At 33.0% G+C, this 13,940-nt stretch carries 8 protein-coding genes and 1 pseudogene; 7 read left to right on the forward strand and 2 right to left on the reverse strand.

Going from position 1 to position 13,940, the window contains the following annotated elements:
* Window positions 1-133: 133 nt before the first annotated feature.
* Genes IPK14_14315 through IPK14_14340 form a run of 6 tightly spaced genes read left to right on the forward strand, consistent with a single transcriptional unit; the run spans window position 134 to window position 8,836 of the window.
* A complete protein-coding gene (locus IPK14_14315) occupies window positions 134-3,841 on the forward strand; it encodes a hypothetical protein (GenBank protein MBK7994504.1) in 3,708 nt (1,235 codons plus the stop codon).
* Entirely contained in the window at window positions 3,834-4,658 is an 825-nt protein-coding gene (locus tag IPK14_14320; GenBank protein ID MBK7994505.1) for a DUF2520 domain-containing protein, read from the forward strand. The genes IPK14_14315 and IPK14_14320 overlap by 8 nt, the downstream gene beginning before the upstream one ends.
* 2 nt (window positions 4,659-4,660) lie before the next feature.
* Window positions 4,661-4,855, forward strand: a complete 195-nt coding sequence (locus tag IPK14_14325) for a hypothetical protein (protein ID MBK7994506.1) — start codon at window positions 4,661-4,663, stop codon at window positions 4,853-4,855.
* A 20-nt stretch (window positions 4,856-4,875) separates the two neighbouring features.
* Window positions 4,876-5,352 (forward strand): hypothetical protein, encoded by a 477-nt coding sequence (locus tag IPK14_14330; GenBank protein ID MBK7994507.1) that lies wholly within the window; start codon window positions 4,876-4,878, stop codon window positions 5,350-5,352.
* 27 nt (window positions 5,353-5,379) lie between these two features.
* On the forward strand, window positions 5,380-5,871 hold the full coding sequence (locus IPK14_14335; protein ID MBK7994508.1) for an NUDIX domain-containing protein: 492 nt from the start codon (window positions 5,380-5,382) through the stop codon (window positions 5,869-5,871).
* A 34-nt stretch (window positions 5,872-5,905) separates the two neighbouring features.
* Window positions 5,906-8,836 carry a protein kinase gene (locus tag IPK14_14340; protein ID MBK7994509.1) on the forward strand — a complete coding sequence of 977 codons (2,931 nt, stop codon included), beginning with the start codon at window positions 5,906-5,908 and terminating at the stop codon, window positions 8,834-8,836.
* A 16-nt stretch (window positions 8,837-8,852) separates the two neighbouring features.
* Here IPK14_14340 and IPK14_14345 read toward each other — a convergent pair whose 3' ends face one another.
* The gene (locus IPK14_14345; protein ID MBK7994510.1) at window positions 8,853-9,689 is read right to left on the reverse strand and encodes an aldo/keto reductase; all 837 of its coding nucleotides are present in this window, start codon (window positions 9,687-9,689) and stop codon (window positions 8,853-8,855) included.
* A 21-nt stretch (window positions 9,690-9,710) separates the two neighbouring features.
* Window positions 9,711-10,628, reverse strand: coding sequence for an alpha/beta hydrolase (locus IPK14_14350; protein ID MBK7994511.1), 918 nt, complete (start codon window positions 10,626-10,628; stop codon window positions 9,711-9,713).
* A 263-nt stretch (window positions 10,629-10,891) separates the two neighbouring features.
* Between IPK14_14350 and acnA the strand changes: the two are divergent.
* Window positions 10,892-13,635, forward strand: a pseudogene (gene acnA, locus IPK14_14355) (aconitate hydratase AcnA).
* Window positions 13,636-13,940: the final 305 nt, after the last annotated feature.

A 13,940-nucleotide genomic window follows, 5' to 3' on the forward strand; every position in this document is an offset into this window, starting at 1 on the left:
CTTAAGATTAAAATGTTAGAATATTTAAGTTACAGAGCATTTATTGTTAAGAGCTTATCAGTTTGTTGCGACTATAAGTAAGATTATGGTAGAGTGTAGGATCTCATTTAACAACTAAACTTTAGAAATAAGTATGGCAATACAACAAATAAAAGCCTATGTTGAAGTTCAATCACCAGCACAATTAGCTGATTTTAAGGGTGTTAGTAGTGATTTGGTGGTCAGAGCCTATCAAATTAACTGGCGGCTTAAAGAAAGTATAACTAATTTATTGGCGGCTTTGGCTGGTCAAAGAGGCCCTTATATTATTACTGGCCCTAGGGGTGCAGGTAAAAGCCATCTTTTAACCGTGATGCGTGCTTTAACAACTAATCCCGGTCTTTCTAACGCCCTACGTGATCCTGCTATAGTTTCATCTGCTGGCAAATTAGCAGATGAAAAGTTTTTTGTAATTGAACTAGATATTACTAGTAAAGAACCTCCTGATTTATTAAGTATGATTAGAGAGGAACTAGCTACTAGAGATCATAACCCTGTATTTTTTTCTGATACTGAATGGGGTGACTCTATTTCTGGTTCAAGAGTTTTTAAGCTAATTAGGTCAAAACTTCCTTATGGAGCAGTGCTAGCACTTTTTATTGATGGTATTTCACTGCCAATGCGTTCTAGCAAACGAATACAATCACAAATAGTTAGTTGGTTAAGTTGGGTAGCAGATCAATTTGGTGATCAATCTCAAGGTTTAATTATTACTTTAGATGAAGATATTTTATCTGATGTAGGAAGCAAGCTTTTAAGTAAATTTAAGGTAGAGAGAGTAGATACAGCTAATTTAAGAGATATTGCAGATCGGTTTATTTTGAAAAAAAATGATCAGCAACGTCAAGAATTAGGCTATCTTTATAATGAGATTGTACGTTTAATGCCTCAGTTTGCTTGGTCAAAGGAGGACTTTACAGCCGTTTTTCCTATTCACCCAGCGGTTTTAGAAGTTGCTGCTGGTTTAAGAGTTTATTCTAGGAGTTTTTCCTTACTAGGTTTTATTAGTTCTTCTGCTTCAAAAGCTAGCAACCGACGTGCAATGAACCTTTCAGCATTAGACGAGCTTTTTGATGGTTTTGAGTTTGAATTAAGAAAAAATGAAAACCTTGCTAGTTTATTTGCAACTTATGATTTTATTACTCAAAGTGGTATAGGCCGGCTCACTAATTATGATGAAAAAATGTGGGCTAAAATCGCTCTTAAAGCCTTGTTTATTTTTTCTCTTGCTGGAAAAGCTGTAACAATAAGCAAATTAGCTGATTCTGTAATGCTTTATGATGATCGAGATTTTAAGGCAGGAAGCCAAAGAATAAGTAGAATAATAGAATGTTTTCTGCAAACTGCTCCTGATATGATTGAAGTATCTGGAGAAGGTCGTTATTCTACCTACCGTTTTGTAATTAAAACTGCACCATCTACAGAAGAGATTTTAGCTGAAAGTATTGAAAAAATTGCAGATAATGACATAAGACTAACACAATTACTTATTACTGTAGGAGGAGAGTTTTTTTCTGATTGGCCGCTAAAATTTGGTCAAGAATTAAGAGCAGAATTTCCTATTTCTTGGCGTAATAGCTCGCGTTTAGGAATCTTAAAGCTAGGAACAGAAGTTGAACTTTTTCCTGTTACTAGTATACCTTCTAGTCAACAAAATAATGTTTCTTTAGGTGTAGGCTTAATTACTCCAGATATTGGAGATGATGAAGAACTCCTACCTATTGATTTGCTAGTAGAGCCAGCTTTTGCCCAAACGGGCGAATATATACTTTCACAAAGTATTTGTGAATGGGATTGGCAAGTTTGTTTAATTCCTCTTTTAAGCGATCCAATAATAGATTTTCCTTATTTTAATCCACCAACGCTTATTTATTGGACACCTGAATATCCAACTAGAGAAGACTTAAATACATTAAAAAAAGCTTTAATCTTTAGAATAGATTCACAAGAGCTAACTCAAGCAGGAGTAGATTGTTTAGAAGAACAAAAAAAAGTAGACCTAAGTTTACAAGAAATTTTTCAACGCTTATATGTAGATGGGGGGAAATTTAATAATCCTGGGTCAGATAGACCTATTTTAATTTATCAACTAACTGTAGCAGGTTCAACAATTACAGAAATGTTTTCCTCACTTATGGCTGAATCTTTATATCTTCGCTATCCAGAACATCCTCATTTTGGACAAGAGATAACAGAAGAAGTGTTAATAAACTTAACAAAAAATTTTTTTGGCAAACAAGATCCTTTTTCTTCTCAAACACAAAGCTATCTGGAAAATTGCGCTTTACCACTAAAATTAGTTTTATCAAATGAAGGACAATATATTTTGGACTTAAGCGAAGAAAACACTTCTTTAGCTGTAACAGAAATTTCAAGCATAGTTTTAGAGCTAAAAAAAGATGCTACTATGCCTATTCGCCAGCTTTATACCCGGCTACGTGCTGAACCCTTTGGCTTAAGTGCTTTAGTTCAAAAATTGGTTTTAATAGCTTTAGTAGCTGATTGGAAAATAGAACTTACTTCAGAAAATGGTAGCCAAGCCTTAAATCCATCTAAATTAGCTCTGGAATCAAGCTTAAATCAATATACTCATATACGTATTTCTTCTATTACACATTCTCCATCAACTCTTTGTCAATGGTACTCTTTATTAACTTCATCTGAAGAAGAAATGGATTTAGTTAACCAAACTCATCGAGAACAAATGAAAGAAGGCTTAAAAGCATGGCAAGAAAATTGGGTAAGTTTAAGAATTTCTGACCAACTAGAAAAACTACCTGTTGAAAGTGTAACCACTAAATTATCCCAAATGGTTGTTTCTTGTAATCGCTATTTTGAAGCTATTAGTGAGGAAATTAATGACTTTTTATCTAATAGAAATACTTTAGAAGAATGTTTAACCCAAATTATTGATAATTTTGCTGCTAAAGATACAGTTTATTTTCGAGCAGTTAATGAGTTGACTTTACTAATAAACTTTTTTGCCTGGCTACCATTTTTTGATGCAACTAGAAAATATATTTTAGCAGCAGAAAATACTGGAAATGGCCCAATAGAATCCCTAAGAAGCGAACTTAATAACTTTTTACAAAATACTCATAGTTTGCTAATAGAAGAAAATCGCCAGCTTTATGAATCAGTTTATAGCAGTTTTCAAACAGAATATAAAGAGTATTACTTAAATAAGCATGATAGTGTGATGAATTCAGAAAATTTAACTGAGCTAGAAGATTTACTTATTAGCAAGAAATGGCGTAATTTTGAACTAATGTCACAACTATCAATTGCAAGAAATTATTATTATTTGTTGGCTATGAAAATAGTAAAAAATCTTAAAGCCAATACTTGTTCTTTACCTACTAAAGAGTTGTTAGATTTACAACCTTATTGTAATTGTTCATTTCGTCTTAATCATCAAACAGATAAAAACCTTTCTTTAGAGCTACTTAAACACATTATTGATATAGAGACTACTTATATTCAAAAACTTTTAACACAATATCAAGCGAGCTTAAATATTCTTAATGATTCTCAGGAAGAAAGAAAAGATTTGGAAACTGTTTTTGCCTCATTTTTTAATGGTGAAGCAGAAAAATTAACTTTTTATACAGTAGAAAAGTTTAATCAAACATTAGCTGGAAAAGTTAAATTTCTTCCATCAATATTGCCTACTATGAGACTTGCTAACAAAGTAAATAAAGCTGATTTACGAGATAAATTTGAGCGTTGGCTAGAAAATTTACCTGATGAACCAGGAATAGTGCTAGATTTTTCTCCTTGGAAAGAAATACCTAATGAATGAGTCTTTAACTGTTGCAATAGTTGGAATAGGAAAAGTAGGCAAAGCAATAGCTTTTTTTACTAAAAAGGCTGGTTATAAACTAGAAACAATTTTTACAAATCAAACAGCTACAGAATTAATTAAAGAAACAGAAAATATTTTAATACTAAAAGAAAAAAACTGGAATTTTACCCAACCAGATATCCTTTTTATAACTACACCTGATGATAAAATAGAAAATATTGCAAAAAAACTTTCCGAATTTAATAAAGATAAATGGCAAAAAACACTTGTGTTTCATTGTAGTGGAGCCTTTAACAGTGAACTTCTTCTGCCATTAAAAAATCTAGGTGCTAAAGTTGGTTCAATTCATCCGCTAAAAAGTTTTGCTCAAAATATTATATCTTTAAGTGAATTAGCTAATGTTTATTGGTGTGTTGAAGGTGACAAAGAAGCTATTGATTTTGCTGAAAAATTAATTACTTTTACAGCAGGCAAAATTGTTAATGTTAGAACAGATAAAAAGGCACTCTACCATGCAGCAGCAGTAATGTCTTGTGGGCATGTGCTTGCTTTACTGGATTTAAGTCTAAATTTATTAGCTGAATGTGGTATAAAACCCCATCAGGCAAAAGAAATATTAATGCCGTTAATACAGGGAACTATTAATAATTTTGCGAGTCAAGAAATAAGTGAAGCTCTAACTGGGCCATTTGCACGAGGAGATTTTCAGACCATTAGCCATCATTTGCAGGCAATGTTAAAGCTAGAAAAAAATGACTATTTGCCAATTTATACATTACTTGGACAACATAGTTTAAAAGTTAAAAATAAATAATTATGGAAAATCTACAAATTAAGGCTGAATCTTTGCCCAATCGTTGTGAAATCTGCCACCAGTCAGATTTTTTTGACCCAATTAAAAATATTTGTAGTCGTTGTTCAATAGTTCAAGAAAAAATAGAGCTTTTAGACCCTAAAAATCAAAGTGCATTAAGAAATTTGCAAAACCAGCCAACTACCTTAAAAATATAAATATTATTTATGCTGCAATTATGTCTACAGTTTTTCCTTTTACAGTTTTTCTAATATGTTTATTTTTTAATAATTTTATTAATTCCTGGTATATTTCTTTATTTAATTTTACAGTTTGGTTTTTAGTTACTTTCCAAAATATTAGAAATATTAGTTTTGCTCGTCGCTCTATTGGCGATACCATCAAAACACAAGATGATTTAGCTATTATTAAAAAAGCCATTAATTTTAATATGATGGGAGCAATATTTATAATGCTTTTTTCTATTCTTTATTTTTTATTTCTTTATGCTATTTTTTCCAAAGTATTTACTCATTCTCCCATTATACACATCTTATTATTTTCTATTATTGCAATAAACTTTGCTATTGTTAATAAATTTTATGATACAAAATTAAGAACATTTAAGGTTGATTCTAAAGATTCAAAAATTGCACAAACCTATGAAACTTGGATAATTCAATGGGAAGAAGCTAGATTTAAGTTACCAGATTAAAAAATAAACTATTAGAAAGAGGAAAATATGGCTAAAAGAAACTCTCATTGTTCATTTTGTGGACATCTCTTTAATGCAGAACAAGCTTGGCCGCGTGAATGTGGCAACTGTAAAAATATTACTTATCTTAACCCAACACCAGTAGCAGTAGTTTTGCTTCCTGTTGATGGTGGCCTTTACACTATAAGACGTGGAATTGAGCCTAGAAAAGGGCAACTAGCATTACCTGGCGGATATATTAATTTAGGCGAATCTTGGCAAAAAGCTGCTGCTCGTGAACTTTATGAAGAATCAGGAATAACTATTGATGTAGAAGAAGTTAAACTTTTTAATGTTTTAAGTGCGCCTGATGGAACAGTTTTAATTTTTGCTATAGCTAATGAGCGTAGAAGCGAAGATTTACCAGAATTTATCATTAGTGAAGAAACTTCTGAGGCACTTATAATTAAAGAACCTCAAAATTTAGCCTTTCCACTTCATAGCCAAGTTGTTAAAGAATTTTTTGCTGGTAAATCATAACTATTTTTCCGAAGTCAGGATTTTAATTTTCATTATGCTACAAGAAAAAAAACTTGCTAGTAAAGATGCTTTTTTTTGGATCACTTTAATTTTAGCATCAGGAATGCTAATTCTTTATAGCATTGTTGGTTCAATGATTTTTCGCTTTGGTAGTTATGAAAAAGAATTAGGCTGGAAATATAACCGTGTAGGTGATTCTTATTTTATTAGCGAAGTTATCCCTAAAACATCGGCAGAAAATAAATTAAAAGTTGGCGATAAACTTTTAGCAATTAATGGCGATAAATTTGTCCAAAAAAACTTTTGGCTGCTTCAAAGCTTAATAGAAGCTAAACGTAAAATCCCTATTAATAGCTTTTATTCAATTGATGTTGAGCGCGATGGAGAAAAATATAGTTTTACATTAAAAAGCAAACCTAAACGTGATTATAAAAACTTAATTATGGCAATAGGTTTCTTTTTTGCTAGTTTAGTGTTTTCTACTTGTGGGCTACTTTTTGGAATATTAAAACCAGAGCTAAAATTAGCTAGGCTTTTAACCATTGGAATGTTTACAGCCGCTTGTTTTATGCTCTTTAGCTCTACTAGGCTATTTAATAGCTTTCTACTAGGCTTTGATTATATTATTTACTTATTTTTATGGCTTTCTTTCCCTCTTATTTTTCCTTTTGCTTATAATATTTATTGTCCTTTTCCTCAAGATGTAGAAGTAAGTCAGTTTTGGAATTTAGCTAAATATTTTCTTTATTTTTATAGCAGTATATTTATAGCTATTTTCTTATGGAAAGATTTTTATTTAATTAATAGCTTACCATTACATTTTCTTTTTAGTAATGAAACATTTCTTAAATATTTAGATAAAGGTTTTGATTTTTTAATTATTAGTACATTATTTCTACTTGTTGCAGTAATGTTTCGTAATTATCAGCAAGTTAAAGATTTAGATCAAAAACGACGTATAAAATGGGTTATTTATGGATCACTTTTTGGAGTTATACCAACTTTCGTTAATAATTTTACTACCTTTATACTTAACACATTTTCTTATAAATATATTATTGATACTCCAGTTTATTTCTTTTTTACTCGCTTTAGTGATTTATTTATTACTATTATTCCTATAGCATTTTTTTATGTAATTGTTAAACATCAGGTTTTTGAAATTAATTTTGTTGTTAGACGAGGTTTACAATATTTACTAGCAAAAAATTTCTTGCGAGCCGTTTTAGCCTTAGAAGTTTTAGGAGTAATTGCTGTAATTAAACTAAAACCTACTTTAACAATAGGGGAAATTTTTTCCCCTAAATCTATTTATCTTTATTTGGTTCTAACCACCATAATTAGTTTTGTTTATCGAGTAGAGATAACTTCTGGGCTAGATAAAAGATTTTTTCGTAAAGTTTACCAACGTGAAAAAGTGTTAGCTCAGTTGTTAGACGAAATTAAAAAGCTAAACTCTATTGCAGAAATATCTTTAATTGTTACCAATAAATTAACAGAAGTCTTACATCCAAAAAGTATTTATCTATTTTATAGAGATCCTCAGAAAACACATTTTACCCTAGGTCATTCTGTTGGCGGTGTAGCTAAAACTCAAATGGTTGTTGCTGGTGCTGAACTAATGCGGGCAATGCGTGGAGAAGAAGCAGCAAAAGAAATAGAATTTTTAGCAGATTTCCCAGAGGCAGAGAAAGAATGGCTTTTGGAAATGAAAGTTCAGCTAATTGTTCCAACTCTTGGAGGAAGTAAAGATTTAGTGGGACTTTTGCTTTTAGGTGAAAAACAGTCTGAAGAACCTTACTCACAAAGAGATAAAAACTTACTTGAAGCAATAGCTTCTCAAGTTGGTGTAGTTTATGAAAATAGTTTACTAAAAGAAAAAGTCGATATAGAAGAAAAAATAAAGAAAGAGGTGCTTTCAAAATTAGAAGAACAAAATATTAATTTAGTAAAAGAATGTCCTAAATGTGGGCTTTGTTTTGATAGCAATATAAATATTTGTGATAAAGATGGTGCAGAATTAATTTTGTCTTTACCTGTTGAACGAATAGTTGAAAATAAATATCGCTTGGACAAATTGTTAGGTAAAGGCGGTATGGGAGCAGTTTACAAAGCTGAAGATTTGCGCTTAGGACGTAGCGTTGCAGTAAAAATGCTTCGAGGTAATATGTTTAATGACCAAGATGCTATTCGTCGTTTTGAACGTGAAGCTAAAACTTCAGCAAAATTAACTCATCCAAATATTGTTGCTATTTATGATTATGGACAGCTTGCTACAGAGGGTGCTTATTTAGTGATGGAAATGGTGACAGGCTTAACATTAAAATCTAAGCTTGCACAAGAAAAAATGCTGCCTCCAAGCCTAGTTGCAGAACTTTTTGAGCAAATTTTAGACGCAATTAAAGCAGCACACTCATCAGGAATAATTCACCGTGACCTTAAACCTGATAATGTTTTAATCACAGAAATTTCTGGGCGTAAAATAGTTAAAATTCTTGATTTTGGAATAGCAAAAATTAAGCCTACCAACAAAGTTGACCCCAATAGCTTAACTTTACCAGGGACAATAATGGGAACATTTGGCTATATGCCTCCAGAGCAATTTTCAGGTGAAGACGTTGACGAACGTGCAGATATTTTTGCTTTAGGAGTAATGATTATTGAATCCTTAACAGGTACTAAGCCTTTTATTGGTAAAACTTTGTATGAAATTATGGGAACAATGCTAAAAAAACCTTATCATTTACCAGGTAACTTACCAGAAATTAAAAACTTAGACTTAAAGCTGCAAAAATGTATTACTCCAGACCCAGAAAATCGTTTTTCTTCAATTGATGAAATGCTAGCAGAAGTAATTCCAGCTATTCGCAATTGCTCACCTAATGCTTTTTTAGCTCCAAATAAACTTCCAAGCTCTGAGTCTGATACAGTTAAAATCCAGCGACCAGACACAAATAAAAATTAGATAGGTAAACTTAAAACTATCCAGCTAAAGATTCAATTGTTAAAACTGCATCTTTTGGGAGTGTTAATTTAAGACTCTCAAGGTCTTGTTTCATATGCTCTGCATCAGATGTTCCGGTCATTGGTAGCATTCCAACTTCACGAGCAAAAGAAAATACTATTTGCATTGGTGTAACGTTAAATTGAGCCGCAAGTTTATGAACAAAAGGATGTCGCAATACTCCTACGTTAGCAGTTAAAAGGGAAAACCCTTGATAAATTATGTTATGTTTTTGACAAAATGCCCGCACTTCACGATCCCAACCAAGTTGAGCATAGCAACGATTTTGCACAAATGCTGGAATTTCTTTTTGAACAGAAATCATTTGCTCTAAATGTTCTAAAGAAACATTGCTAACGCCAAGAAAGCGTGTGCGACCTGCATCACGTTCTTTTTTCATTGCTTCCCAAACTTCTGAGTCTGCATCAGTCCAACCATAACCAGAAGCAGGCCCGTGCAAAACAAAACTATCAATATAATCTGTGTGCAAATCCTCAAGAGAACTTTTTAAGGCTTGTGCAACTTGTGTTGACAAGCTTGCTTTAGGATCATAGGGCATACGATGATCTTGGCCTCGTTGATAAGTATATTTTGTCTGTAAAAAAAGATCTTCGCGTTTTACAATTCCTGCACCATAAACATTTGCTAAGGCTTGACCTACACCAACTTCAAAATAATGACGACGTTGATTAGCTGTGTCAATTATGCGAAAACCTGTTTTAATTGCAATCTCAGTTAAGATTGCTGTGCGTTCTTCTTTCCAAGCTGTTCCATAAAAAAAATTAGGTTGGGGGAGTGCTTCTTTAGCTAACATTTAATCACCTCATTAAATTAATTAAATTTCTTCATTAAGCCAATTGATCACATCTGTAAAAACTTCTTGTTTGTTGACTTCATTAACCATTTCATGACGGCCTTCTTTGTAAAGTTTTAATTTTACATTTTTTATTCCAGAAGCGCGAAGTTCTGTAGATAAAAGGCTAATGCCTTTACCAAATCCGCCTACAGGATCACAGTCTCCACCAAAAATATAAATTGGTAATTGTGCTGGAATAAGTGCTAGTTTTGGACGTTCAGAAATTTCTATAAGTCCGCCTAATAAATCCATCCATGATTTATTGCTTATCTTAAAACCGCAATAAGGATCATTGATATAAATGTCCACTTGCTGAGGATCCCGACTAAGCCAGTCAAATTTTGTTCGTGCAGGCTCAAATTTTTTATTAAATGAACCAAAAGAAAGAAATTCAAGCAAACTGCTTTTACCCTCGCTACCTTGTCGCCAAATTTCAATTTGTGTAAAAAAACGTGCAAGCTTATAAAGTAAAATTGGGGAAGAATTACTACCAGAAAGTATCAAAGCTTTAAGTTTATTTCCATAACGTATTGAAAAACCAAGGCTAATAAATGATCCCATTGAATGACCAAATAAAATTAATGGAATATTTGGATTAAGCATTTGAAGATGATTTACTACAGTATTTAAGTCTTCAACCACTTTTTCCCACCCGTTTTCATTTTTACTAAAATGTCCAATATCGGTTTCATTACGAGTTGATTTTCCATGTCCTCGATGATCTATAGCATAGACAGATATTCCATAATTATTAAGAAATTTTGCTAGTGTTGCGTAACGCGCTCCATGTTCGGCCATACTATGAGCAATGACTAGTAATTTATTTGGTTTGTCTATTTGCCATTGATGGACAAAAATTTCATGACGATCTGTTGAAGTTAATTTAAAAAAAGACATAGATTTTTTAATTTTTGAATAATTGGAAATTCTTACAATATTTGATTAAATGCTGATTAAAAGATGGAGTCAACCTAATCTAAACTAATTTTCTTGGTAAGACAGCAGTTAGCTCTAAAAAGCTAGGCTGAAATATTGTGAGCTAGCTTGACGCATTGCTAAAAGGCAATTAAACTGTTTCGCTATCAAATAGTTAAGATGTTTTTTGCTAATTAACCATTAAAAGAAATAGCTAAATCTTGAGGTAAATGGACGGAATCAATATGCATAATCTTTTTAATACTTTACAAACTTTTGATCTTGGCAATGGGCAAACAGCCAAATATTACTCTCTACCACAACTAGAAAAAGAAGGTGTTGGTAATATGAGTAGATTGCCGGTTAGTATTCGTATTGTGCTAGAGTCAGTTTTACGTAATTATGATGGAAAGAAAATTCGTGAGGTTGATGTAAAAACTCTATCAAACTGGCAAGCTAACGCAGAAAGAACAGAAGAGATCCCCTTTGTTGTAGCAAGAATTGTTTTACAAGATTTTACTGGCGTTCCACTACTAGTAGATTTGGCAGCAATGCGCTCTGCTGTAGATAAATTAGGTAAAAACCCAAAAATTATTGAACCTTTAGTTCCAGTAGATTTAGTTGTAGATCACTCAGTACAAGTTAATGTTTCTAATCAAAGTGATTCATTAAAACTTAATATGGAAATAGAGTTTGAACGTAATCGCTTACGTTATCAATTTCTAAAATGGGGGATGCAAGCTTTTGAAAGCTTTAAGGTTGTACCCCCAGGTATAGGTATTGTTCATCAAGTAAATTTAGAATATTTAGCTAAAGGTGTACTGCAAAAAGATGGAGTTTATTATCCTGATACTTTAGTAGGAACAGATTCTCATACAACAATGATTAATGGTTTAGGCATAGTTGCTTGGGGTGTTGGTGGTATTGAAGCCGAAGCAGGGATGCTTGGACAACCTGTTTATTTCTTAACTCCTGATGTTGTTGGTTTTCATATGACTGGAAAATTACGCGAAGGTGTTACAGCAACAGATTTAGTTTTACATTGCACAGAAATGTTAAGAAAAGCCAAGGTAGTAGGTAAGTTTGTAGAGTATTTTGGAGAAGGTGCAGCCTCGCTTTCACTTCCTGACCGGGCTACAGTCGCAAATATGGCCCCTGAATATGGTGCGACAATGGGCTTTTTCCCAGTTGATGAAGAAAGTTGTAATTACTTAAAAGCTACTGGTCGAACTGATGATCAAGTATCAGCTTTTCGTAACTATTTCAAAGCACAAGAGATGTTTGGAATGCCTGCAAAAGGTCAATGTGATTATAGCAGCGTCTTAGAACTAGATTTAGCTGATGTTCAACCAGGAATTGCCGGGCCAAAACGTCCTCAAGACCGCATTAATTTAGGTGAAGTAAAATCTAAATTTGTTGACTTGTTCCAAAAACCTGTTAATCAAAATGGTTATAACAAATCATCAGAAGAACTTAATAAACGTGTAGGAGTTGAATTTAAGACAACTAGCTTACCAATGCTAACTTCTACAGTTAAAACTCGTGCTAACGACAAAGCAGTAGAACTTGGTCATGGAGATGTTTTAATTGCTGCAATTACTTCTTGTACTAATACTTCTAACCCAAGCGTAATGCTAGCAGCAGGACTATTAGCTAAAAAGGCTGTAGAGAAAGGCTTAAGCGTTCCAGCGCATGTAAAAACTTCTTTAGGCCCTGGTTCAAGAGTTGTAACAGATTATTTGGCTAAAACCAATTTACAAGGCTATTTAGACCAACTTGGTTTTTATGTAGTTGGTTATGGTTGTACAACTTGCATTGGTAATTCAGGCCCACTTGATGCAGATGTTGAGGAAACAATTGTTAAAAATGACTTAATTGCTGCTAGCGTTTTAAGCGGCAACCGTAATTTTGAAGCGCGGGTTCATCAAAATATTAAAGCTAATTTCTTAATGAGTCCTCCGTTAGTAGTAGCATTTGCTTTAGCAGGTCATGTCAATATAGATATGAACAATGAGCCTTTAGGAAAGGGCAAAAACGGGGAAGATGTTTATTTAAGAGATATTTGGCCGTCATCAGATGAGCTTAAAGAAGTGCTAGCAAGTGCAATGGATGCTGAAACTTTCCGCCGTTTATATTCTAACTTTACAGATGACAACCCACTTTGGGATGAAATACCAAGTAGTGTTGGCGATGTTTATGAGTGGGACGAAGAATCTACTTATATACAACAACCTCCGTTTTTTGAAAACTTTAGCCTAGAAGCAGGAACTTTTGCTGATATTAAAGGCGCACGTCCACTAGCAATTTTTGGTGATTCAGTAACTACAGACCACATTAGCCCAGCAGGTTCAATAAAGAAAACCTCTCCAGCAGGTATTTATTTACAAGAAAAAGGCGTAACAGTAGAAGATTTTAATAGCTATGGTTCGCGTCGTGGTAATGATCGAGTAATGGTTAGAGGAACTTTTGCTAATGTTAGAATTAAAAATTTAATGCTGCAGGTACAGAAGGAGGAGTAACTGTTTATCAGCCTGCTAATGAGCAAATGAGCATTTATGATGCCTCAATGAAATATCAAGCTAGTAAAACACCATTAATTATTTTTGCTGGTCAAGAATATGGAACAGGTAGTTCGCGCGATTGGGCAGCAAAGGGAACTAGATTGCTAGGCGTTAATGTTGTAGTTGCACAAAGTTTTGAGCGTATTCACCGAAGTAATTTAGTAGGAATGGGAGTCCTACCTTGTCAGTTTAAGGAAGGTACAACTGCACAAAGTCTAAACCTTGATGGAACAGAGACTTTTGATATTTTAGGTCTTGAACCTACTCCAAGACCACAGCAAGATGTTACTTTAGTAATACATCGTGCTAATGGAGAAAGTCAAGAAGTACCGTTAACATTAAGAATAGATACTGGTATAGAAGTTGAATACTACCAACATGGTGGTATATTACCTTATGTGTTAAGAAGCTTAGTTGCTAATGCGTAGTATTCTTTAAGAGCTTAAAAGCAAAGGAATTGACTAAGAGAGTCAATTCCTTTGCTAAAAATCTAGACCTTCTAAACAAAGCTAAACAACTCTTAAACTCTCCAATTTACTTTTAAGTGTTAGAAAGTAAAATTCTCTAAAAATTCAAAGCAAACCTTTTTCAACACCCAAATAAATTTGGGGTAATTCTACTGCTTTTGGGCATACACTTTTTAGAAACTGCCACTAGTAAATAGAAATAACTAAAGCATCAAACCAACGTGTTTTAAAAAATACCAACAAGCATTATCCAATACCAACAACAC

This window comes from Blastocatellia bacterium (assembly GCA_016713405.1).
In the GTDB taxonomy this organism is placed as follows: Bacteria; Acidobacteriota; Blastocatellia; order Chloracidobacteriales; family JADJPF01; genus JADJPF01.